At 62.7% G+C, this 24256-nt stretch carries 20 protein-coding genes; 19 read left to right on the forward strand and 1 reads right to left on the reverse strand.

Annotated features, from left to right (window positions below; genetic code table 11):
* The first annotated feature begins 239 nt into the window (after window positions 1-239).
* The 18 genes from KHO30_RS27505 (at window position 240) to KHO30_RS27590 (ending at window position 22651) form a co-directional block, all read left to right on the forward strand.
* On the forward strand, window positions 240-4334 hold the full coding sequence (locus tag KHO30_RS27505; RefSeq protein WP_211702912.1) for a DUF3683 domain-containing protein: 4095 nt from the start codon (window positions 240-242) through the stop codon (window positions 4332-4334).
* A 34-nt stretch (window positions 4335-4368) separates the two neighbouring features.
* Window positions 4369-4797 (forward strand): HIT family protein, encoded by a 429-nt coding sequence (locus tag KHO30_RS27510; protein ID WP_200563886.1) that lies wholly within the window; start codon window positions 4369-4371, stop codon window positions 4795-4797.
* Window positions 4798-4856: 59 nt separating this feature from the next.
* Window positions 4857-5270 carry a gamma-butyrobetaine hydroxylase family protein gene (locus KHO30_RS27515; protein ID WP_054037674.1) on the forward strand — a complete coding sequence of 138 codons (414 nt, stop codon included), beginning with the start codon at window positions 4857-4859 and terminating at the stop codon, window positions 5268-5270.
* Window positions 5271-5337: 67 nt separating this feature from the next.
* Entirely contained in the window at window positions 5338-6069 is a 732-nt protein-coding gene (gene ubiE / locus KHO30_RS27520) for a bifunctional demethylmenaquinone methyltransferase/2-methoxy-6-polyprenyl-1,4-benzoquinol methylase UbiE (RefSeq protein ID WP_093646467.1), read from the forward strand.
* A gap of 38 nt (window positions 6070-6107) precedes the next feature.
* The gene (locus KHO30_RS27525; RefSeq protein ID WP_211702913.1) at window positions 6108-7100 is read left to right on the forward strand and encodes a Tim44 domain-containing protein; all 993 of its coding nucleotides are present in this window, start codon (window positions 6108-6110) and stop codon (window positions 7098-7100) included.
* 131 nt (window positions 7101-7231) lie between these two features.
* A complete protein-coding gene (locus tag KHO30_RS27530; protein ID WP_093646471.1) occupies window positions 7232-7876 on the forward strand; it encodes a ubiquinone biosynthesis accessory factor UbiJ in 645 nt (214 codons plus the stop codon).
* Window positions 7877-7891: 15 nt separating this feature from the next.
* Entirely contained in the window at window positions 7892-9469 is a 1578-nt protein-coding gene (ubiB, locus tag KHO30_RS27535) for a ubiquinone biosynthesis regulatory protein kinase UbiB (RefSeq protein ID WP_211702914.1), read from the forward strand.
* A 34-nt stretch (window positions 9470-9503) separates the two neighbouring features.
* On the forward strand, window positions 9504-10127 hold the full coding sequence (locus KHO30_RS27540; RefSeq protein WP_093646473.1) for a methyltransferase domain-containing protein: 624 nt from the start codon (window positions 9504-9506) through the stop codon (window positions 10125-10127).
* A 178-nt stretch (window positions 10128-10305) separates the two neighbouring features.
* Complete coding sequence (locus tag KHO30_RS27545; protein WP_093646475.1) at window positions 10306-10710, forward strand: FmdB family zinc ribbon protein; 405 nt, start codon at window positions 10306-10308, stop codon at window positions 10708-10710.
* 75 nt (window positions 10711-10785) lie between these two features.
* On the forward strand, window positions 10786-11439 hold the full coding sequence (locus tag KHO30_RS27550) for a DUF502 domain-containing protein (RefSeq protein WP_093646478.1): 654 nt from the start codon (window positions 10786-10788) through the stop codon (window positions 11437-11439).
* 63 nt (window positions 11440-11502) lie between these two features.
* The gene (gene aspS, locus KHO30_RS27555) at window positions 11503-13302 is read left to right on the forward strand and encodes an aspartate--tRNA ligase (RefSeq protein WP_093646480.1); all 1800 of its coding nucleotides are present in this window, start codon (window positions 11503-11505) and stop codon (window positions 13300-13302) included.
* A 180-nt stretch (window positions 13303-13482) separates the two neighbouring features.
* Window positions 13483-13983, forward strand: coding sequence for a dihydroneopterin triphosphate diphosphatase (nudB, locus tag KHO30_RS27560; RefSeq protein WP_093646567.1), 501 nt, complete (start codon window positions 13483-13485; stop codon window positions 13981-13983).
* Window positions 13980-15239 (forward strand): cardiolipin synthase ClsB, encoded by a 1260-nt coding sequence (gene clsB / locus KHO30_RS27565; protein WP_211702915.1) that lies wholly within the window; start codon window positions 13980-13982, stop codon window positions 15237-15239. Before nudB ends, clsB begins: the two co-directional genes overlap by 4 nt.
* Before the next feature lie 226 nt (window positions 15240-15465).
* Window positions 15466-16065 (forward strand): TetR/AcrR family transcriptional regulator, encoded by a 600-nt coding sequence (locus KHO30_RS27570; RefSeq protein ID WP_046566835.1) that lies wholly within the window; start codon window positions 15466-15468, stop codon window positions 16063-16065.
* A gap of 98 nt (window positions 16066-16163) precedes the next feature.
* Window positions 16164-17951 carry an acyl-CoA dehydrogenase C-terminal domain-containing protein gene (locus tag KHO30_RS27575; RefSeq protein ID WP_093646485.1) on the forward strand — a complete coding sequence of 596 codons (1788 nt, stop codon included), beginning with the start codon at window positions 16164-16166 and terminating at the stop codon, window positions 17949-17951.
* Between the two features lie 124 nt (window positions 17952-18075).
* On the forward strand, window positions 18076-20511 hold the full coding sequence (locus tag KHO30_RS27580; RefSeq protein ID WP_211702916.1) for a 3-hydroxyacyl-CoA dehydrogenase/enoyl-CoA hydratase family protein: 2436 nt from the start codon (window positions 18076-18078) through the stop codon (window positions 20509-20511).
* A gap of 21 nt (window positions 20512-20532) precedes the next feature.
* Window positions 20533-21732: an acetyl-CoA C-acyltransferase gene (locus tag KHO30_RS27585; protein WP_211702917.1), complete on the forward strand. Its 1200-nt coding sequence runs from the start codon at window positions 20533-20535 to the stop codon at window positions 21730-21732.
* A 148-nt stretch (window positions 21733-21880) separates the two neighbouring features.
* On the forward strand, window positions 21881-22651 hold the full coding sequence (locus KHO30_RS27590) for an enoyl-CoA hydratase (RefSeq protein WP_211702918.1): 771 nt from the start codon (window positions 21881-21883) through the stop codon (window positions 22649-22651).
* Window positions 22652-22709: 58 nt separating this feature from the next.
* On the opposite strand, the gene fdhD is transcribed toward KHO30_RS27590, so the two are convergent.
* Window positions 22710-23549 (reverse strand): formate dehydrogenase accessory sulfurtransferase FdhD, encoded by an 840-nt coding sequence (fdhD, locus tag KHO30_RS27595; RefSeq protein WP_200563875.1) that lies wholly within the window; start codon window positions 23547-23549, stop codon window positions 22710-22712.
* Between the two features lie 158 nt (window positions 23550-23707).
* Here fdhD and KHO30_RS27600 point away from each other — a divergent pair, with 158 nt between their 5' ends.
* Window positions 23708-24184, forward strand: a complete 477-nt coding sequence (locus KHO30_RS27600) for a nitrate reductase associated protein (protein ID WP_093646497.1) — start codon at window positions 23708-23710, stop codon at window positions 24182-24184.
* Window positions 24185-24256: the final 72 nt, after the last annotated feature.

Here is a 24256-nt window from a genome sequence, read left to right on the forward strand (position 1 = left end):
CAGCCTCAGATCGCCCACTTGATGCCCGTCCCGCGTGAGTCTTGCCCCGCGGCGGAGCGTCACGTCCGCCACGCGCGATCGTGTAGCTGTCTCTGAGCGCCGTGAAGCGACTGATGTGGGTAGGCCGTCGGTTGCGCTTCGCTCCCCTAGAAGATTTCCAGCATTGCGCCCCACGCGCACCGTCCGCCGACGCCTCACAGAGATGAGCGCGCCCGGTTGACCCACCGAGTCGTCCGAACATGAACGCACCTCAAGTTTTCGATCCGCACGGGGCCGCCACTGCGGTGGCCGCCGATCCCGAAGCGCGTCTGCGCGAAATTCCCTATAACTACACGTCGTTTTCCGATCGCGAAATCGTTATCCGTCTGCTCGGCGACGAAGCCTGGGCGGCCTTGGCCGAACTGCGCGCGGAACGCCGCACTGGCCGCTCGGCACGGATGCTGTACGAAGTGCTCGGCGACATCTGGGTCGTACGCCGCAATCCTTACCTGCAAGACGACCTGCTCGACAATCCGAAGCGCCGCGCGCTGCTGATCGAGGCGCTGCATCACCGTCTGAGCGAGATCGAGAAGCGCCGTCGCGCCGATCTGGTCGAGCACGGCGATGAAGCGGGCGTCGATCGGGCCGCTCGCGTCGAAACGCTGGTGGCGGCTGCTCGCCGTGCCGTCGACGATTTCGAGAGCGAATTCCAGAAGACCTTCGACCTGCGCCGTCGCGCGAACAAGGTGCTGGGCAAGGTCACGGAAAAAGACAACATCAAGTTCGACGGCTTGTCCCGCGTCTCGCATGTGACGGATGCGACCGACTGGCGCGTCGAGTACCCGTTCGTCGTGCTGACGCCGGATACCGAGGCCGAGATCGCCGGCATGATCAAGGCGTGTTTCGAGCTCGGTCTGACCGTGATTCCGCGCGGAGGCGGCACGGGCTACACGGGCGGCGCGGTGCCGCTCACGCCGTTTTCGGCCGTCATCAACACTGAAAAGCTTGAACAGCTGGGCGCAGTCGAGATGACCGAACTGCCGGGCGTCGAGCGTAAGGTGGCGACGATTTTCTCCGGCGCGGGCGTGGTCACACGCCGCGTGACCGAAGCGGCCGAGCAGGCTGGCTTCGTGTTCGCCGTCGACCCGACCTCGTTGGACGCATCCTGCGTCGGTGGCAACGTCGCGATGAACGCGGGCGGCAAGAAGGCGGTGTTGTGGGGCACGGCGCTCGACAACCTCGCCTGGTGGCGCATGGTCGACCCGGAAGGGAACTGGCTCGAAGTCACGCGTTTGGACCACAACCTCGGCAAGATCCACGACATCGAAGTCGCGCGTTTCGAGCTGAAGTGGTTCGACGGCAGTCACGCGCCTGGCGAAAAGCTGCTGCGCACGGAATCGCTCAACATCAAGGGCCGCGTATTCCGTAAGGAAGGTCTCGGCAAGGACGTGACCGACAAATTCCTGGCCGGTCTGCCAGGCGTGCAGAAAGAAGGCTGCGACGGCCTGATCACGTCCGCGCGCTGGGTGCTGCACAAGATGCCGGCGCATACGCGCACGGTCTGCCTCGAGTTCTTCGGCCAGGCCCGTGAAGCGATCCCGAGCATCGTCGAGATCAAGGACTATCTGTTCGAAACGTCGAAGCAGGGCGGCGCGATTCTCGCCGGCCTCGAGCATCTGGACGAACGCTATCTGCGCGCGGTCGGCTACGCGACCAAGAGCAAGCGCAACGCGTTTCCGAAGATGGTGCTGATCGGCGACATCGTCGGCGACGATGCGGACGCGGTGGCGCAAGCGACCTCGGAAGTCGTGCGTATGGCCAACGGCAAGAGCGGCGAAGGTTTCGTCGCGGTCAACGCCGAAGCGCGCAAGCGTTTCTGGCTCGACCGCAGCCGCACCGCCGCGATTGCCAAGCACACCAACGCGTTCAAGATCAACGAAGACGTGGTGATCCCGCTCAACCGGATGGGCGAGTACACCGACGGCATCGAACGCATCAATATCGAACTGTCGATCAAGAACAAGCTGCAACTGGTCGACGCGCTCGAAACGTTCTTCAAGGGCGGCAAGCTGCCGCTCGGCAAGAGCGACGACGCCAACGAAATCCCGAGCGCGGAGTTGCTCGAAGATCGCGTGCAACAGGCGCTCGACGTTCTGAAGAAGGTGCGTACGCGCTGGGAATTCCTGCGCGACAAGCTCGATCTGTCCTTGCGTGAGGCGCAGCACTATCTGGTCGGCCTCGGCTACGAAGGGCTGGCGGAGAAGTTTGCCGATCGCGTCGACGCGCAGCCGGATGCGACCGTGTTCCATATCACGCAAGACCGTACGGTGCGCGTGTCGTGGAAGGCGGAGATCCGGGCTGAATTGCGTCAGATCTTCAACGGCGGCGAGTTCAAGCCGATCCTCGAGGAAGCGCAGGCGATTCACAAGCAGGTCCTACGTGGCCGCGTGTTCGTCGCGCTGCACATGCACGCGGGCGACGGTAACGTCCATACGAACCTGCCGGTCAACTCCGACAACTACGAGATGCTGCAGGACGCCCACACGGCAGTCGCGCGCATCATGAAGCTGGCGCGTTCGCTCGACGGCGTGATTTCCGGCGAGCACGGCATCGGCATTACCAAGCTCGAATTCCTGACCGAGGAAGAGATCGGCGAATTCCGCGCGTACAAGCAGCGCGTCGATCCGCATGGCCGCTTCAACGCGGGCAAGCTGCTCGAAGGCGCCGACCTGCGCAACGCCTATACGCCGAGCTTCGGCCTGATGGGCTATGAATCGCTGATCATGCAGCAGTCCGACATCGGCGCGATTTCCGAGTCGATCAAGGACTGCTTGCGCTGCGGCAAGTGCAAGCCGGTGTGCGCGACTCACGTGCCGCGCGCGAACCTGCTGTACAGCCCGCGCAACAAGATTCTTGCGACCTCCTTGCTGGTCGAGGCATTCCTGTACGAAGAGCAGACTCGCCGCGGCGTGTCGATCAAGCACTGGGACGAGTTCAACGACGTCGCCGATCACTGCACCGTCTGTCACAAATGCGTGACGCCGTGTCCGGTGAAGATCGACTTCGGCGATGTGACGATGAACATGCGCAACCTGCTGCGCAAGATGGGCAAGAAGAAGTTCAATCCGGGCAACGCGGCCGGCATGTTCTTCCTGAACGCCACCAACCCGCAGACCATCAACCTCGCGCGCACCGCGATGATGGGCATCGGTTACAAGGCGCAGCGCCTCGGCAACGACGTGCTGAAGAAGTTCGCGAAGAAGCAGACGGCGCACCCGCCGGCAACCGTCGGCAAGCCGAAGGTCACGCAGCAGGTGATCCACTTCATGAACAAGAAGATGCCGGGCAACCTGCCGAAGAAAACCGCGCGCGCGCTGCTCGATATCGAGGACAACAAGATTGTCCCGATCATCCGCAATCCGAAGACGACCACGGCCGACACGGAAGCGGTGTTCTACTTCCCGGGCTGCGGCTCCGAGCGGCTGTTCTCGCAAGTGGGTCTGGCCACGCAAGCGATGCTGTGGGAGGCGGGCGTGCAAACCGTGCTGCCGCCGGGCTATCTCTGCTGCGGCTATCCGCAGCGCGGCTCGGGCCAGTTCGACAAGGCCGAGCAGATCGTCACCGATAACCGCGTGCTGTTCCACCGCGTCGCGAATACGCTGAACTACCTCGACATCAAGACGGTGGTGGTGTCGTGCGGCACGTGTTACGACCAGCTCGCCGGCTACGAATTCGAGAAGATCTTCCCGGGCTGCCGGATCATCGACATCCACGAGTTCCTGCTCGAGAAGGGTATCAAGCTCGAAGGCGTGAACGGCGTGCGCTACATGTATCACGACCCGTGCCACTCCCCGATCAAGACGATGGACCCGGTCAAGCTCGTCAATCAGCTGATGGGATCGGAGAAGGACGGCTACAAGATCGAGAAGAACGATCGCTGCTGTGGCGAATCCGGCACACTCGCGGTGACGCGCCCGGACATTTCGACGCAAGTCCGTTTCCGCAAGGAAGAGGAAATGCGCAAGGGCGCCGCGAAGCTGCGTGGCATTCCTCTCGTAGCCGAGGCGGGTGCGAATGGGATCAACGCGGCTAATGCATCGGCCGGCGCGGCGGGTGCGCCGGATGGCTCCGTGCTCAAGGCGGGCGACGGGCCGCAACCGAACGGCGCCACTGAGGTGAAGATCCTCACGAGCTGCCCGTCCTGCCTGCAAGGCCTGTCGCGCTATAACGAGGACGCGGGCACCGAGGCGGACTACATCGTCGTCGAAATGGCGCGTCACGTGCTGGGCGAAGACTGGATGGCGGATTACGTCCAGCGGGCGAACAATGGCGGAATCGAGCGCGTGCTGGTTTAATGGCACGACTGACGATTTTTGCCTGAGGACGACGATGGAATGCGTTTTTTGCCGTGAAGATGGCGGCGATGTGCTGTGGCAGGACGACACCCTGCGTGTCGTCCTCGCCGACGAACACGACTACCCGGGCTTTTGCCGGGTGATCTGGAACAAGCATGTCGCTGAGTTTTCCGATCTCGCCGAGACCGACCGCGATCGCGTGATGCGGGCCGTGTATGCGGTCGAGCGTGCGATCCGGCGCATTCTCCAGCCGGTGAAGGTCAACCTGGCGAGCCTCGGCAACCAGGTGCCGCATGTGCATTGGCATGTGATTCCGCGTTTTTCGAACGACGCTCATTTTCCGCTGCCGATCTGGGCGCCGCGCCAACGCACGGTGTCCGAAGCCATGCTGTCGTCGCGCCGCGCGCAAGCTACCCTGCTGCGCGAAGCCGTGCGGCAAGAAATCGAACAGGCGTTTGGCTGAACGCTCCAAACCTGGCGTTCAGCGCCAGAGGCGGCCCGGCGCTTTCTAATGAGGTCAATATGAGTGGCTTGACTCGCGATACCCCGGTGCCGACCGGCGTGGTCGTGCATTCCAAATCGCGCGTACTCGAATTGCAGTACGCAAATGGCGAAACGTATCGCCTGCCGTTCGAACTGCTGCGCGTGTACTCGCCGTCGGCAGAAGTGATGGGCCACGGGCCCGGCCAGGAAACTTTGCAAACCGGTAAGCGCGACGTCACGATCACCATGATCGAAGGCGTCGGCAACTATGCGCTGCAGCCGACTTTCTCCGACGGACACGCCACCGGCATCTATTCCTGGGACCTGCTGCACGACATGGCTGTCCGTCAGGATGAACTCTGGCGCGACTATCTCGCCAAACTGGCAGCGGCCGGCGTCGACCGCGACGCCCCAATGGCGCCAGCCGGTGCTGCGCACGGGCACTGTCACTGATACGATTCGCCCTGGTCGCCGCACTGATGCGGCGCAACATTTCAGAATACGCGAAAGGACGAGCGCGATGAGCAAAACCCACTTCGGCTTTCAATCGGTCGACGAACAGGAAAAAGCGCAGAAGGTGGCGGGCGTGTTCCACTCGGTCGCCTCCAACTACGACTTGATGAACGACCTGATGTCGGGCGGGTTGCACCGGGCGTGGAAGATGTTCACGATCGCCCAGGCCAACGTCCGGCCGGGCTTCAAGGTGCTCGATATCGCGGGCGGCACGGGCGATCTCTCAAAGGCGTTCGCCAAACAGGCGGGCGACACCGGTGAAGTCTGGCACACCGACATCAACGAATCGATGCTGCGCGTGGGCCGCGACCGCCTGCTGGATAAGGGCGTCATCACTCCGGCGCTGCTCTGCGACGCCGAAAAGATTCCTTTTCCGGACAATTACTTCGATGTAGTGACCGTGGCATTCGGCTTGCGCAACATGACGCACAAGGATGTGGCGCTCGCCGAGATGCGACGGGTGTTGAAGCCGGCAGGCCGTCTGCTGGTGCTGGAGTTCTCGAAGGTGTGGGATCCGCTTAAAAAGGTCTACGACGTCTATTCGTTCAAGGTCTTGCCGTGGCTCGGCGACCGGTTTGCGAAGGACGCCGAGAGCTACCGCTACCTGGCGGAATCGATCCGGATGCACCCGGATCAGGAAACTTTAAAAACAATGATGGAACAAGCGGGCCTGGACGGCGTCAAATATTACAATTTGTCAGCTGGCGTGGTAGCTTTACATGTGGGGACCAAATACTAGGGTTCCTAACCCATCGATTTTTAAAGGAAAGTACGAAAATGTCCGATTCAGGTGTGTTATCTCCCCGTAAGGTTACGAGGTCATTGGTGAGAAGAATCGGACTGATCGCGATGGTCGGTCTGATCATGGCCGGCTCTCTCGCCTCGCTCGATGCGGAAGCCCGCCGCATGGGCGGCGGCCGTAGCATTGGCCGTCAGTCGAACACGGTTCAGCAACAGTCCGCTCCGTCGCAACCTTCCCAAAGCAATCAGGCCATGCAGCAGCGCGCGCAGCCGGCACCGGCGCCCGCGCCGACTCCCGCCGCAGCGCCTAACCGCTCGCGCTGGCTCGGGCCGATCGCCGGTCTCGCTGCCGGTCTTGGTATCGCGGCGCTGTTGTCGCACTTCGGTCTGGGCGGCGCGTTCGCCGGCGCCATGGCCAACATCATCGTGATCGCGCTCATCGCGATGATCGGCATCTGGCTGATCCGCCGCTTCATGGGTCGTAAGCGCAATACGTCGCAACCGGCGTACGCGGGCGGCGCACCGTCGCTGAATGCGGGCGGCACCGGCTATACCCAGGAGCCGCGTTACTCCGCTCCGCCCACCGGCTCGTACCTCGAACCGCAAGGCAACCCGCTGACCACGCCGTCCATCAACGCTGCCCCGGCCGTGCCGGCCGGCTTCGATTCGGAAGCCTTCCTGCGCAACGCGAAGGTGTACTTCGTGCGCCTGCAAGCCGCGTGGGACGTCGGCAACACGGAAGACATCCGCGAATTCACCACGCCGGAAATGTTCGCGGAAGTGAAGGTGGATCTGAACTCGCGCGGTGCCGAGTCCAATCAGACGGACGTGGTGCAACTGAATGCGGAGCTGCTGGGCGTCGAAGAACGTGCGTCCGAATACTTCGCCAGCGTGCGCTTCTCCGGTTTGATCCGCGAATCGGCGGGTGCGGCGGCTGAACCGTTCGTCGAAGTCTGGAACCTGACGAAGGCGAACCGCCCCGGCGAAGGCTGGCTGCTGGCCGGCATTCAGCAGGTGGCACAGCACTGAGCCAGCGCTGCTTGCCCTGACTTTGCGCAAAGCATTGGCCGTTCGGCATAGCAAGCCGCGAAGCGAACGGACGTTACAATAGGAACCCGCGCGGGCACCTCGCCCGCGCGGGTTTTTTCTTGCCACTTTCAATGACCCTCGCCGCCAAGCCCTTCGCTGCTGCTGTCAATCATCTGCTCGCCCGCGAATCGTGGGCTCGAGAGCGCCTCGCCCCTTACGCGGGCAAGACCGCCAGACTGTCCTGTCCGCCAGTCGTGCTGATGCTGCTGGTGCAACCCGACGGCTACCTCGGCGCGCTCGGCGAAACCGATGCGCAACAATTCGATGTGACCATCTCGGTGCCGTCCGACGCGTTCCCGGCCTTCATGCAAGGCGGCCAGGCCGCCGTGATGAAGCACGTGAAGATCGAAGGCGACGCCGAGTTTGCGACCGTGATCGCCAAGCTTGCCGAGCATCTGCGCTGGGAGCCCGAAGAGGATCTGGCGAAGCTGATCGGCGACGGTCCGGCGTGGCGGGTGGCTTCGGTCGTGCGCACGGTCGGCGAACATGCGCGGCGTACCGGGCGCAATCTGCTCGACACAGCCGCTGAATATCTGCTCGACGAAAACCCGCAACTGGTGCGCCGCGCTGCGCTGGAAGACTTCAACGTCGAACTGGCCCGCGCCCGCGACGCTTTGGCGCGCGTGGAAAAGCGCATCGAGCGTCTTGAACAGAAGGTCGAAGCCCGCGGCGCAGATGCGCCGGGCGGCGCCGCCACGTCGCGCGGCACGCGCTAGTCATCGGGCACAACTATGCGTTTTCTGCGTTTCCTCAAGATTTTCTTTACGGTCATCCGCTTCGGTCTCGATGAGATGATGCTCAGCCGCGTCAATGACCGGCGTGTGCGTCTGCTGCTGCGTATCACCACCATCGGCCGCAAGTTCGACGCGCCTCCTGGTGTGCGGCTGCGGCTCGCGCTCGAGAGCCTCGGGCCGATCTTCGTCAAGTTCGGCCAGGTGCTGTCCACGCGGCGCGATCTGCTGCCGGTCGATATCGCCAATGAACTGGCCAAGCTGCAGGATCAGGTGCCGCCGTTCGATTCGGCGGTGGCGATCGGGCTGGTCGAGAAGTCGCTCGGCGCACCGGTCGACGTGCTGTTCGACGATTTCGAGCGGGTGCCGGTGGCGAGCGCGTCGATCGCGCAGGTTCACTTTGCGAAGGTGAAAGCAGGGCAGCACGCGGGCAAGGCAGTCGCCGTGAAGGTGCTGCGGCCGAACATGTTGCCGGTGATCGACTCCGACCTGGCCTTGCTGCGCGACATCGCCGTCTGGGCCGAACGCCTGTGGGCCGACGGCAAGCGCCTGAAGCCGCGCGAGGTGGTCGCTGAATTCGACAAGTATCTGCACGACGAACTTGATCTCATGCGCGAGGCGGCGAACGGCAGCCAGTTGCGTCGTAACTTCGCTGGCCTCGATCTACTGCTGGTGCCGGAGATGTACTGGGAGTTCTGCACGCCCACCGTGCTGGTGATGGAGCGCATGGTCGGCGTGCCGATCAGCCAGGTGGAGACGCTGCGCGCGGCCGGTGTCGATATCCCGAAGCTGGCGCGCGAAGGCGTCGAGATTTTCTTCACCCAGGTGTTCCGCGATGGTTTTTTCCACGCCGACATGCACCCGGGCAACATTCAGGTGAGCCTCGATCCGGCGCACTTCGGCCGCTATATCGCGCTCGACTTCGGCATCATCGGCGCGCTATCGGACTTCGATAAGAACTACCTCGCGCAGAACTTCCTCGCTTTCTTCAAGCGTGACTATCATCGTGTCGCCACGCTGCATCTGGAGTCCGGGTGGGTGCCGCCTACCACTCGGGTCGAGGAACTGGAAAGCGCAATCCGCGCGGTTTGTGAGCCCTATTTCGACCGCGCGTTGAAGGATATTTCGCTCGGCCAGGTGCTGATGCGCCTGTTCTCGACTTCGCGCCGCTTCAACGTGGAAATCCAGCCGCAACTGGTGCTGCTGCAAAAAACCATGCTGAACGTGGAAGGGCTCGGCCGCTCGCTCGATCCCGAGCTGGACTTGTGGAAGACCGCCAAGCCCTATCTCGAACGCTGGATGAACGAGCAGATCGGTCTGCGCGGCTGGTACGAGCGACTGAAGATCGAAGCGCCGCAGTGGAGCAAGACGCTACCGCAGTTGCCGCGCCTGATCCATCATGCGCTGGCTCAGCGTCACGACCACACGCGCGGCGCGAACGACGACATGATTCGCCAGATCCTCCTCGAGCAGAAGCGCACCAACCGGCTGCTTCAAGGGCTGCTGCTGTTCGGCGTGGCGGTCGGTGTCGGGGCGGTGCTGGCGCGGGCGTTTCTGGCGTTCGCTTACGGCGGGTGATCCTGCCCCGATCCTGATTCCTACGAGGCATCCTATGAGCGACCCGACCCAGCCTTCCGTGCCCGACTTTGCGACCCGCGATCCCAACTCGCCCGAGTTCTGGGACGAGCGCTTCGAACGCCATTTCACTCCGTGGGATCAGGCGGGCGTGCCGTCGGCGTTCCAGTCGTTCGCTAGCCGGCACACCGGCGCGGCCGTACTGATTCCCGGCTGCGGCAGCGCCTACGAGGCGCTCTGGCTGGCCGGGCAGGGCAACCCAGTCCGGGCGATCGATTTCTCACCGGCCGCCGTAGCGGCAGCGCGCGAGCAGTTGGGCGCGCAGCATGCGCAACTGGTCGAACAGGCTGACTTCTTCGCTTACGAGCCGCCGTTCACGCCGGCCTGGATTTACGAGCGCGCGTTTCTGTGCGCGCTGCCGTTGGCGCGCCGTGCAGACTACGCGCAACGAATGGCCGCGTTGTTGCCGGAGGGCGCACTGCTGGCGGGTTTCTATTTCATCGGCGCGACGCCGAAAGGGCCGCCGTTCGGTATCGAGCGTGCCGAACTCGATGCGTTGCTCTCGCCGTTCTTCGATCTGATCGAAGATGAAGCCGTGACCGACTCGATTGCCGTCTTTGCCGGCCGCGAGCGCTGGATGACCTGGCGCCGTCGAGGCTGAGCGGGCCGCCGCGTTTGACGATGGAGCAGGCCGCACTTGATTCGATAGTGGCCGCCCCCATTTATGTGGACGGCGGCTGCGCCTGGCTTTTGTCCCGGAAATTCGCGGGTGCCTAGCCATATGCGGCTATAATTCAAGGCTTTGCAAGCGTTTACAAGATTTCAGTAGGGAAAAGTTCATGCCGATCTACGCTTATCGTTGCGAGTCATGCGGCTTCGGGAAGGACGTGCTTCAGAAGATGAGCGACCCCCAGTTGACGCAGTGTCCCGAGTGCGGGAAAGACACCTTTCGCAAGCAGGTGACAGCAGCCGGTTTCCAGTTGAAGGGCTCCGGCTGGTATGTGACCGATTTCCGCGGCGGCAATGGCGGCGCAAGCGCGCCGGCCAAGCCCGACGCGAATGGCGGCTCGAATGCGAATTCGGGCGAAAACGCTGCAGCCGGTAATAACGGCGCGGCGAATTCCGACACGGCTTCGGCCAACGGCACGGCCGCCGCCGCTTCGTCGGGCGCCGCCGCAACGCCTGCCACGCCTGCTGCCGCACCCGCCGCATCGTCGAATTCGAGCGGCTCCGGCAGCGCCTAGTAGCACGGCCGCCCTTATGGGCGGCGCACACGCCGCGCGTCGGGTATCGGCTCGCGCGGCTTTCTGGCGGTACACATGACGACGAAAAAAACGACGCTCAAATCGGTGTTCCTGACTGGCCTGCTGGTGCTGGTGCCTCTGGCTATCACACTGTGGGTGCTCGGCCTGATCATCGGCACGATGGACCAGACGCTATTGCTGCTGCCGACCTCATGGCAGCCGGAGCGCGCGCTCGGCTTCCGTTTGCCGGGCCTCGGCGCGGTGCTGACGCTGGCGTTCATCTTTGTCGTTGGGCTGTTGACGCAAAACTTCATCGGGCAGAAGCTCGTGAAGTGGTGGGAAGTCGTGGTCGCTCACATTCCGGTGGTCGGCCCGCTCTACACCAGCGTCAAGCAGGTGTCGGACACCTTGTTGTCGAGTAGCGGCAATGCGTTTCGCAAGGCGCTCCTGATCGAGTACCCGCGCCGCGGTTCCTATACGATTGCGTTTCTGACCGGCATTCCGGGCGGCGACGTGGTCAATCACCTGAAAGAAGACTACGTCAGCGTGTATGTGCCGACTACGCCGAACCCAACGTCCGGCTTCTTCCTGATGGTGCCCAAGAGCGAAGTGATCGAACTCGACATGACGGTCGACGCTGCGCTCAAGTACATCGTCTCGATGGGCGTCGTGGCGCCGTCCGCGCCGCCGGCGCCGGTGCGCCGCACGACAGTCGAGCCTCCGCTGTAATGCCGGTGCGCAGCGTTTATCGCCGCGCGCCGTCCAACCAATGCATAACGAAAGACAAACATCATGTCGATGAGATCTGAATACTGCGGTCTGGTGACCGAAGAACTGCTGGGCCAACCCGTCTCGCTGTGCGGTTGGGTAAGCCGCCGCCGTGACCATGGCGGCGTCATCTTCATCGACTTGCGCGACCGCGAAGGCCTCGTTCAGGTCGTCTGCGATCCGGATCGCGCGGAAATGTTCAAGACTGCCGAAGGCGTCCGGAACGAGTTCTGCCTGCAGATCAAGGGCGTGGTTCGCGCCCGCCCGGAAGGCACCACGAACGCCTCGCTGAAGAGCGGCAAGATCGAAGTGCTGTGCCACGAGCTGATCGTGCTGAACCCGTCGATCACGCCGCCGTTCCAGCTCGACGACGACAACCTGTCGGAAACCACGCGCCTCACGCATCGCGTGCTCGACCTGCGCCGTCCGCAGATGCAGCACAACCTGCGTCTGCGTTACCGCGTCGCGATCGAAGTGCGCAAGTATCTGGACTCGCTGGGCTTCATCGACATCGAAACGCCGATGCTCACCAAGAGCACGCCGGAAGGCGCGCGCGATTACCTCGTGCCGTCGCGTACCAACCCGGGCCAGTTCTTCGCGCTGCCGCAATCGCCGCAACTGTTCAAGCAGCTGCTGATGGTCGCTAACTTCGATCGCTACTACCAGATCGTCAAGTGCTTCCGCGACGAAGACCTGCGCGCCGACCGTCAGCCGGAATTCACGCAGATCGACTGTGAAACCTCGTTCCTGTCGGAACAGGAAATTCGCGATCTGTTCGAAGCGATGATCCGTCACGTGTTCAAGGAAACGATCGGCGTCGAACTGGCCGAGAAATTCCCGGTCATGGAGTATTCGGAAGCCATGCGCCGTTTCGGTTCGGACAAGCCGGACCTGCGCGTGAAGCTCGAATTCACCGACCTGACCGACGCGGTTAGAGACGTCGACTTCAAGGTGTTCAGCACGCCGGCCAACACGAAAGACGGCCGCGTCGCGGCGATCCGCGTGCCGAAGGGCGGCGAGCTCTCGCGTGGCGACATCGACAGCTACACGGAATTCGTGCGTATCTACGGCGCGAAGGGTCTGGCGTGGATCAAGGTCAACGAAGTGGCGAAGGGCCGTGACGGTCTGCAAAGCCCGATCGTCAAGAACCTGCACGACGAAGCGGTCAAGGCGATCATCGAGCGCACTGGCGCGCAAGACGGCGACATCATTTTCTTCGCGGCGGATCGCGCGAAGGTGGTGAACGACAGCCTGGGCGCGCTGCGTCTGAAGATCGGTCATTCGGAATTCGGCAAGGCCAACGGCCTCGTCGAATCCGGCTGGAAGCCGCTGTGGGTGATCGACTTCCCGATGTTCGAATACGACGAGGAAGACAACCGCTACGTCGCCGCGCATCACCCGTTCACGAGCCCGAAGGACGAGCACCTCGAGTATCTGGAAACGGATCCGGCGCGCTGCCTCGCCAAGGCCTACGACATGGTGTTGAACGGCTGGGAAATCGGCGGCGGTTCGGTGCGTATCCACCGTGAAGAAGTGCAGAGCAAGGTGTTCCGCGCGCTGAAGATCGGCGCGGAAGAAGCGCAAGCCAAGTTCGGCTTCCTGCTCGACGCGCTGCAATACGGCGCGCCGCCGCACGGCGGTATCGCATTCGGTCTGGACCGCATCATCACGATGATGGCCGGCGCCGATTCGATTCGCGACGTGATCGCGTTCCCGAAGACGCAACGCGCGCAGTGTCTGCTCACGCAGGCGCCGAGCGAAGTGGACGAGCGCCAGTTGCGCGAGTTGCACATCCGTCTGCGTCAGCCGGAACCGAAGGTCTAAGCTGGATCAAACTCACGCTGTCTGAAAACGACAGCGTGAGGTGACGAAAAAGCGAAACGAAAAAGGCGCGTGATGCGCCTTTTTCGTTTTTTGCGTTACAGTCGCAGCAACCGGTCTCGACCGCTTATTGGACCATTCGCCGACATGTACCGCGCAAGCGTTGCGCCCAGTCTTTACGCCATGCCGAAACCGCCGAAGATCCCGCAATCCGTACTCGTCGTCATCCATACGCCCGCGCTGGACGTGCTGTTGATCCGGCGCGCCGATCACGCAGATTTCTGGCAATCGGTGACCGGCTCGAAAGACCAGCTCGACGAACCCTTCGTCGAGACGGCGACGCGCGAAGTGGCGGAGGAAACCGGCATCGTGGTCGGCAGTACGCTCGTGCCGCATAGCGCGCTGTTCGACTGGCAGTATTCGATCGAATACGAGATCTACCCTCAGTTCCGGCATCGCTACGCCGAGGGCGTGATCCACAACACCGAGCACTGGTTCAGTCTGGAAGTGCCCGAGCAGCTGGAAGTGACGCTCGCGCCGCGCGAGCACACCGCGTTCCTGTGGTTGCCCTATGAAGAAGCGGCCTCGCGCTGCTTTTCGTCGTCGAACGCCGACGCGATCCTGCAATTGCCGAAACGGCTCGCTGGGCGCCTGAATGGCCAGCCCGAGGAGCGTGCCCGGTGAGCGTCGGCGGCGCGCGCCGTTTCGCGCGACTCCGTCAATCGCTGCTCGGCCGCCGCTACTGGCAGCGCTACCGCTTCACCAGCGGCAACGAGGTCAAGCTGCTGCGCTCCGGCGACGAGTTCTTCACCGCGTTGATCGAACGCATCGACGCGGCGCAAAGCGACGTGGCTCTCGAAACTTATATTTTCTGTGGCGACAGCGCCGGTCAGGCCGTTAGCGCGGCTTTGCTGCGCGCAGCCTCGCGCGGCGTGAAGGTGCGCGTGATTACCGACGGTATCGGCACCGAGCGCCTGCCGATGTTCAACGAATGGCCGCTCGCCGGCGTCGACCATCGTATCTACAACCCACATCTGTTCGGCCGCTTCGGCTTCTCGCGCACGCACCGCAAGATCGCGGTGGTGGACGATCAGTTCGGCTACTGCGGCGGCATCAACATCGTCGATGATTACGAGAACAACGGCGAGAAGCTGCCTTACCGGCGCTGGGACTTCGCGGTGGAATTGCGCGGGCCGGTGGTCGCCGATATCCGCCAGGCGTTCGAAGTGCAGTGGCAGCGGATCCGTCTCGGGCATCGGCCGCTGGACTCCCTCGAGCCGGATCTTGCGCCGAAGACCATGGCGTCGCTCGGCACGCTGCGCCGCCGGCGCCGCAATCGTAACGAGGCACTGTGGGCCGGCGGGCTGCCCTGTGTGGCTTTCGTCGCACGCGACAACCTGATCAACCGCCGCGCCATCGAAAAGGCCTATCTGACCGCGATCGGCCAGGCGCGCAGCGAAGTACTGCTGGCTAACCCGTACTTCATGCCGGGCCGCAAGCTGCGGCGCGCGCTGGTGTTCGCGGCGCGGCGCGGCGTCGACGTGAAGCTCATCATCGGGCGCAAGGAGTTCAAGGCGCTCGATTACGCCGTGCCGTTCCTGTATCGTGCGCTGCTCAAAGCCGGCGTGCAGATCGCCGAGTACGAGAAAACCATGCTGCATGGCAAGGTCGCGGTGGTGGATTCGAACTGGGGGACGGTCGGCTCCTCGAACCTCGACGCGTTGAGCCTGATGCTCAACAACGAGGCCAACGTGGTGCTGGTGAACGACCCGTCGATCGACGCGCTGCGCGAAGCGATCATCGCCGCGTTCAAGGAATCTCGCCGGATCGACGAGGCGCGCTATGATGCCCGTCCGGCGGGCGAACGCTTGCTCAACTGGCTTGCCTACACGACCTATCGGGCCGTGATGAAGCTATTAACGGTGGGTGGCTATGACTAGCTCATCAGCACCTCGCACATAACCGCAAGGGCGCAGCGTCAATGAAAGGGACAAAAAGAAGGCAAACGCCTCTAAAAAATCTCCTTCCTCTGATTGACGGATGCCGCAGAATTGAAACCGGGTTAGAAACCGGTTTCTAATAAAGTCCTTGTTTCGCGGACGGCAGCACTCAATAATAGTACGGCCGTTCGATTTTCTTTCGGTCACATTAGAACGGTAAAAAGCTATGCGAAAAGGCGAACAAACACGAGTCGCGATTCTCGAAGCAGCACTTGATCTGGCAAGCCGCGACGGACTGGAAGGTCTGACGATTGGGTTGCTGGCTGAGCGCATGCAGATGAGCAAAAGCGGTGTGTTCGCGCATTTCGGGTCGCGCGAGGATTTGCAGGTCGAAGTCGTGCGCGAATACCACCGTCGTTTCGAAGACGAGGTGTTTTTCCCGAGCTTGCGTGAGCCTCGTGGATTGCCGCGCTTGCGCGCGATGATTTCCCGCTGGATCGAGAAACGCATTCAGGAAGTCACCACGGGGTGCATCTACATCAGCGGCGCCGTCGAGTACGACGACCGCGGAGACAACCCGGTGCGTGAACAACTGGTGTCGAGCGTGACGATCTGGCGTGCGGCGCTTACGCGGGCAATTTCGCAGGCGATGGAAGAAGGGCATCTGCGTGCCGATACCGATCCGCAGCTGATGCTGTTCGAACTGTACAGCTTCACGCTCGGTCTGCATCACGACGCACGCTTCCTGCACTTGCCGGATGCAGTGCGTCTGACGTGGGCCGCGCTGGAAAAATTGATTGTTTCGTATCAGAGCGAAAGCCGTTAGCAGAACCGCCGAACTTAAAGCAGATTCAGCGGCGCTGAAAGATCCGATCCACGGACTCAGCTAACGGCCTGGCTCCTTGTCAAACTTGGGAGAGAGTCATGGGACAGTACGCCGCGCCGCTGCGCGACATGCAATTCGTGTTGCACGAGCTGCTTAACGTCGAAGCCGAGATCAAGCAGATGCCGAAGCACTCGGATCTCGATGCGGACACGATCAACGCCGTGCTCGAAGAGGCCGGCAAGTTCTGCTCCGAAGTGCTGTTCCCGCTCAATCACAGCGGCGACCAGGAAGGCTGCACGTACGTCGGCGACGGCGTCGTGACCACGCCGAAGGGCTTCAAGGAAGCCTACAAGCAATACGTGGAAGCCGGCTGGCCGGCGCTCGGCTGCGATCCGGACTACGGCGGCCAGGGCCTGCCCGCGTTCGTGAACAACGCGCTGTATGAAATGCTGAACTCGGCGAACCAGGCGTGGACGATGTACCCGGGCCTGTCGCACGGCGCGTACGAATGTCTGCATGCGCACGGCACGCCGGAGTTGCAGCAACGCTATCTGCCGAAGCTGGTCGCGGGCGTCTGGACCGGCACGATGTGTCTGACCGAGCCGCACTGCGGTACCGATCTCGGCATCCTGCGCACCAAGGCCGAACCGAACAGCGACGGCTCGTACGCGATCAGCGGCACGAAGATTTTCATCTCCAGCGGCGAACACGATCTCGCGGAGAACATCGTTCACCTGGTGCTCGCGCGTCTGCCGGATGCGCCGAAGGGCACCAAGGGCATTTCGCTCTTCATCGTGCCGAAGTTCGTGCCGAACGAAGCGGGTGAACCGGGCGAGCGCAACGGCGTGAAGTGCGGCTCCATCGAACACAAGATGGGCATTCACGGCAATGCGACTGCCGTGATCAATCTGGACAACGCGAAGGGCTGGCTGGTCGGTGAGCCGAACAAAGGCTTGAACGCGATGTTCGTGATGATGAACGCCGCGCGTCTGGGCGTTGGCATGCAGAGCCTGGGCCTGACCGAAATCGGCTATCAGAACTCGCTCACGTACGCGAAAGAGCGCCTGCAAATGCGTTCGCTGACCGGCCCGAAGGCGCCGGAAAAAGCGGCTGACCCGATCATCGTGCACCCGGACGTGCGCCGCATGCTGCTCACGCAGAAGGCCTATGCCGAAGGCGCGCGCGCGTTCTCGTACTGGTCCGCGCTGCACATCGACAAGGAACTGTCGCACGCCGACGAATCGGTGCGTAAAGAAGCGGCGGATCTGGTCGCGCTGCTCACGCCGATCCTGAAAGCATTCCTCTCGGACAACGCGTTCGAGAGCACCAACCACGCCATGCAGATCTACGGCGGCCACGGCTTCATCACCGAGTGGGGCATGGAGCAATACGTGCGCGACGCGCGCATCAACATGATCTACGAAGGCACCAACGCGATTCAGGCGCTCGACCTGCTCGGCCGCAAGATTCTCGGCGACATGGGCGCGAAGATGAAGAAGTTCGGCAAGCTTGTGTCGGATTTCGTCGAAGCCGAAGGCGTGAAGCCGGAAATGCAGGAGTTCATCAACCCGCTCGCCGACATCGGCGACAAGGTGCAGAAGCTGACGATGGAAATCGGCATGAAGGCGATGCAGAACCCGGACGAAGTCGGCGCTGCCGCCGTGCCGTATCTGCGTACCGTCGGCCACCTGGTGTTCTCGTACTTCTGGGCGCGCATGGCGCGTATCGCGCTGGACAACGAAGCATCGGGCGATCCGTTCTACAAGGCGAAGCTCGCGACCGCACGCTTCTACTTCGCGAAGTTGCTGCCGGAAACGGCCATGACCATCCGTCAGGCGCGCGCCGGTTCGAAGTCGATGATGGACGTCGAAGAGTCGCTGTTCTAAAGCACACACTTCACGGCAAGCGCCACGCCTTCAGAAGGCGTGGCGCCTTCCACCGCCACAAGTCACACATCGCGAAACATAAGAGACACCTTCGCGACACCGCATAACTCCCCGGAGGAACGACGTGAGCAATCTGATCATTCGCAAGGTCGCCGTACTCGGCGCCGGCGTGATGGGCGCGCAGATCGCAGCGCACCTGATCAACGCCAAGGTGCCCGTGCTGCTGTTCGACCTGCCTGCCAAAGAAGGCCCGAAGAACGCGATTGCCCTGAAGGCGATCGAGAATCTGAAGAAGCTGTCGCCTGCGCCGTTCGGCGTGAAGGACGACGCGCAATACATCCAGCCCGCGAATTACGACGACGACATCGAGAAGCTCGCCGAGTGCGACCTCGTGATCGAAGCGATCGCCGAACGCATGGACTGGAAGCACGACCTGTACAAGAAGGTGTCGCCGCATATCGCACCGAATGCGATCTTCGCGACCAACACGTCGGGTCTGTCGATCACCGAACTGTCGAACGGTTTCTCGGATGAACTGAAGGCGCGCTTCTGCGGCGTGCACTTCTTCAATCCGCCGCGCTACATGCACCTGGTCGAACTGATCCCGACCGCCACGACGCGTCCGGAAATCCTCGACCAACTCGAATCGTTCCTGACGAGCGTGGTTGGCAAGGGCGTTGTGCGCGCGAAAGATACGCCGAACTTCATCGCCAACCGCGTCGGCATTTTCTCGATCCTCGCTGTGATTACCGAAGCCGCAAAGTTCGGTCTGCGTTTCGACGAAGTGGACGACCTGACCGGCTCGCGTCTGGGCCGCGCGAAATCGGCAACGTTCCGCACGGCGGACGTGGTCGGTCTCGACACCATGGCGCACGTCATCAAGACGATGCAGGACACGTTGAAGGACGACCCGTTCTTCCCGGTCTACGAAACACCGCCCGTGCTGGCTGAACTCGTGAAGAAGGGCGCGCTCGGTCAGAAGACCGGCGGTGGCTTCTACAAGAAGGAAGGCAAGGCGATCAAGGTGCTCGACCCGAAGACGGGTACATACGTCGACGGCGGCGCGAAAGCCGACGAACTGGTCGGCCGCATTCTGAAGCGTCCGCCGGCAGAGCGTCTGAAGCTCCTGCGCGAATCGGAGCATCCGCAAGCGCAATTCCTGTGGTCGATTTTCCGCGACGTGTATCACTACATTGGCGTGCATCTGGAATCGATCGCCGACAACGCACGTGACGTCGATCTGGCGATTCGTTGGGGCTTCGGCTGGAACGAAGGCCCGTTCGAAGGCTGGCAGACGGCCGGCTGGAAGCAGGTCGCCGAATGGGTGCAGGAAGACATCGCGGCAGGCAAGGCGCTGTCGAACGTGCCGCTGCCGTCGTGGGTGCTGGAAGGTCCGGTTGCAGAGAAGGGCGGCGTGCATACGAACGAAGGTTCGTGGTCGCCGGCTTCGAAGACTTTTGTGCCGCGCTCGTCGCTGTCGGTCTACGACAAGCAGGTGTTCCGTGCCCCGCTGGTCGGCGAAACGTCTGCTGATCCGAAGACCTACGGCAAGACGCTGTTCGAAACCGACGCTGTGCGCGCGTGGGTCGACGACCGTGCCGGCGAGAACGACGTCCTGATCGTGTCGTTCAAGAGCAAGATGAACACGATCGGACCGTCGGTGATCGACGGTCTGACGCAAGCCATCGAACTGGCCGAGAAGGACTACAAGGGTCTGGTCGTGTGGCAGCCGACGTCGCTGAAACTCGGCACGCCGGGCGGCCCGTTCTCCGCGGGTGCGAACCTCGAAGAAGCCATGCCCGCGTTCATGATGGGCGGCGCGAAGGGCATCGAGCCGTTCGTGAAGAAATTCCAGCAAGGCATGCTGCGTGTGAAGTACGCGAACGTGCCGGTCATCTCGGCTGTGTCGGGCATCGCGCTCGGCGGTGGTTGCGAGCTGGCGCTGCATAGCGCGAAGCGTGTCGCGCACATCGAAAGCTATATCGGTCTGGTCGAAGTCGGCGTGGGTCTCGTGCCGGCGGGCGGCGGTCTGAAGGAAGCGGCACTGCGCGCGGCAGAAGCCGCAACCGCAGCCGGCGCGACCAATGACCTGCTGAAGTTCGTGCAGAAGTCGTTCGAAAACGCGGCAATGGCGAAGGTCTCGGCCTCGGCACTCGATGCTCGCGCCATGGGCTACCTGAAACCGTCCGACACGATCGTCTTCAACGTGTTTGAACTGCTCGACATCGCGAAGAAGGAAGCGCGTGCGCTGTCCGCCGCGGGTTACCGTCCGCCGCTGCGTGTCACGCAGGTGCCGGTGGCGGGCCGCTCGGCGATCTCGACCATCAAGGCATCGCTCGTCAACATGCGCGACGGCCGTTTCATCAGCGAGCACGATTACCTGATCGCCAGCCGTATCGCGGAAGCGGTGTGCGGCGGTGACGTGGAAGCGGGCAGCCTCGTCGACGAAGAATGGCTGCTCAAACTCGAGCGTCAAGCGTTCGTCGATCTGCTCGGCACGCAAAAGACGCAGGAACGGATCATGGGCATGCTGCAAACCGGCAAGCCGGTGCGCAATTAAGCGACGATAGAGGAGCTTCAAATGGCAAAGCAATTGCAAGACGCATACATCGTCGCCGCGAGCCGCACGCCGATCGGCAAGGCGCCGCGCGGGATGTTCAAGAACACGCGCCCGGACGAACTGCTGGTGCACGCGATCAAATCGGCCGTGGCGCAAGTGCCCGGCCTCGACACCAAGGTAATCGAAGACGCCATCATCGGCTGCGCGATTCCTGAGGCCGAGCAGGGCCTGAACGTCGCGCGCATGGGCGCACTGCTGGCCGGCCTGCCGAATACGGTGGGCGGCGTTACGGTGAACCGCTTCTGCGCTTCGGGCCTCACCGCGCTGGCTATGGCGGCTGACCGTATCCGGGTCGGCGAATCGGACGCGATGATCGCGGGCGGCTGCGAATCGATGAGCATGGTGCCGATGATGGGCAACAAGCCGTCGATGTCGCCGCATATCTTCGATCGTAACGAAGACATCGGCATCGCCTACGGCATGGGCCTGACCGCGGAGAAGGTCGCCGAGCGCTGGAAGATCAGCCGCGAAGCGCAAGACGCGTTCTCGGTCGAATCGCATCGCCGCGCCATCGCCGCGCAGCAAGCCGGTGAGTTCAACGACGAGATCGCCGCGTACACGATCACCGAACGTTTCCCCGATCTCGCCACCGGCGAAGTGCGTATCAAGACGCGTGAAGTCGCGCTCGACGAAGGCCCGCGTGGCGACACGTCAATGGAAGGCCTCGCCAAGCTGCGCACTGTGTTCGCTAACAAGGGTTCGGTGACGGCCGGCAACAGCTCGCAGACGTCGGACGGCGCGGGCGCGCTGATCGTCGTGTCGGAAAAGATGCTGAAGGAGTTCAACCTGACGCCGCTCGCCCGTTTCGTCAGCTTCGCCGTGCGCGGCGTGCCGCCGGAAATCATGGGTATCGGTCCGAAGGAAGCGATTCCGGCCGCCCTGAAGGCCGCCGGCCTGAAGATCGAAGACATGGACTGGATCGAACTGAATGAAGCATTCGCCGCGCAATCGCTGGCGGTGGTTCAGGACCTCGGCCTCGATCCGTCGAAGATCAACCCGCTCGGCGGCGCGATTGCACTCGGCCACCCGCTGGGTGCGACCGGCGCGATTCGTGCGTCGACGGTGGTGCACGGCCTGCGCCGCCGCAACTTCAAGTACGGCATGGTGACGATGTGCGTCGGCACCGGCATGGGCGCGGCGGGCATCATCGAACGCCTGTAATCATGTTCGCTCAGATTCAAGCGGTGATCCTTGTCGCGATCGCTGCGGTAATCCCCGCAGCGGTTCCCTAGGGATCGCGGAAACGGTTCGCAGGCCGCCTGGCTTGCGAACCGTTTTTTCATTCAGCAGCAACGAGGAGTACGAGGAGATGACAATGGACATTCTGGTCGAGCGCGCCGACGGCGTGCTGACGATTGCCTTCAACCGGCCCGAAAGGAAAAACGCGATCACGGCTGCGATGTATCAGACGATGGCCGACGCATTGGTCGAAGCGCATGGCGATACATCGATCCGGGCGATTCTGATCCGCGGCGGCGCCGGCATTTTCAGCGCCGGCAACGATCTCGAAGACTTCATGAAGAAGCCGCCAGGCGGCGAAGACGCGCCGGTATTCCAGTTCCTGCGTGCGCTCAGTTCGGCGGAAAAGCCGGTGGTGGCGTCGGTGGCGGGCCCAGCAGTCGGCATCGGCACGACGCTCCTGCTGCATTGCGATCTGGTCTACGCGGCCAATACGGCGAGCTTTTCGCTGCCGTTCACGCAACTCGGACTTTGTCCGGAAGCGGCGTCGAGTTTGGTGTTGCAGCGCGTGGCCGGCTACCAGGCCGCAGCGGAAAAGCTGCTGCTCGGCGAAGCGTTCGACGCCGCCGAAGCGCACCGTATGGGTTTCGTGAATCGCGTGCTGCCCGCAGCTGAAGTCGATGCGTTTGCTGCCGCGCAAGCGGCGAAGCTGGCGGCGCTGCCGGCTTCGTCGCTGCGGGTGACGAAGAGTCTGATGAAGCGCGCGAGCCAGCATGAACTGCAAACGCAGATGAGCGAGGAAGCGGTGCACTTCGGCAAGATGCTGATCGCGCCGGAAGCACGTGAGGCGTTCAAGGCGTTCTTCGAGAAGCGCAAGCCGGACTTCCGTCAGTTCGACTGAAGCGGCTGCGCAACGGGTAGATTCGGGCGCCTGAAACATTCTCAGGCGCCTTGAACGCTCAAGCTTGCGTCGGCTGCAAGGTGTCGTAGTCGACGTAGCTGGTTTCCCGGCAGAAGCTGACAAGCCGTACGCCCGCTTTGCGGGCGATCGCAATCGCCAGCGAAGACGGCGCCGAAATCGTCGCGAGCATCGGCACGTCGACGCGCGCCGCCTTGCGCACCAGCTCGTAGCTCGCGCGGCTCGACAGAAACACAAAACCTTCCCGGGTATCCGCGCGGTCGAGCACCAACTGGCCGATCAGCTTGTCGAGCGCGTTATGACGGCCAACGTCTTCGAACGCGTAACGGATCGCGCCTGCCGCATCGCACCATGCGGCGGCGTGCAGGCCGCCGGTCAGACGCGTTAGCGCCTGGTGTTCCGGCAACTCGCGCGCGGCACGCGCGATTGCATCCGGCGCCAGCCGTTGCAGAAAGCCGGTGTCCGGCACACGTTCCGGTTTCAGATCCAGCAGATCGATGCTTTCGATCCCGCATACGCCGCAGCCGGTGCGCCCGGCGAGCGCGCGGCGCTTTTCCTTCAGTGCGACGAAGGCCTGCTGCACGACCTTCAATTGCACTTCGGCGTGCGGCAATTCGTCATCGTCGTGCAGCTCGACCTCGATGTCCTGAATGTCGCTGCCGCGTTCCACGATGCCTTCCGAAATCGCAAAACCGACCGCGAACGCTTCCAGATCGCGCGGCGTGCACATCATCACCGCGTGGGAGATGCCATTGAAGACGAGCGCTACCGGCCATTCCTGACCGACGTGATCGGTGACGGTTTCGACCGCTGCGCCGCGATGCCGGTGCACCTGGCGCTCCACGGCGCCCGTCTGCCCGTCTGTGTCCAGTTCGTTCAAGCGACTTCACTCCTTTCATGCTGCGCGTGTTTCTACGGCTTGCAGCGTTGCCCGGCGGCGCGAAGCAGCGCCAGACCATGCCGCTATCGCGCGAATAAGGTTCTAAAATACCTCAAGCTGGGCTTGCGCGTTGCCCGTCACCAAAGAGGAATACTGTCATGGGACTCAACGAAGCACCGCTTCTGTTCAACTTCGAAGTCGCGTCCTCGGAGAATTTCACCTACATCCCGATGTCGGTGCGCTTCAATCTCGATCGTTTCGGGCTGCGCATCACCCTTGAGCAGTGGCAAATGCTGCCGCTCGAAGACCGCAAGCTGCTGGCGCGATTTCCGGTCGAAGAAGACGCGGAAATCGAGCCGAATTTCGACCACGCACTGTTCGAGATGCTGCGCACGCACGCGAATGTCGAGCCGGAGTGGTTCACGCCCGAGGACGCGCCTGCCTGGCGCCGCACGGATGCCGTGCCGGACGGCGTAGTGCATCAGGCGGGGCTGGCCGGCCTGCCCACGCCGCGTGTCGCGCAGTGGGCCGAACTCGAGCCGTTCAAGCGCTACGTCCTCGCCAAATTGTCGCGCAAGCCGGAAAGCAACCACGACTTCGTCCCGGCGATGAGGGAATTCGGTACAGCCGGTTAGGCGCTGCTGGCTACTACAGACCACCCAGGGACGTCCGGCCAGCCGCTGCCGCCCAGGCACCTCCAGCCAGAC

Origin of the sequence: Paraburkholderia aspalathi (assembly GCF_905220735.1) — a bacterium.
In the GTDB taxonomy this organism is placed as follows: Bacteria; Pseudomonadota; Gammaproteobacteria; order Burkholderiales; family Burkholderiaceae; genus Paraburkholderia; species Paraburkholderia aspalathi.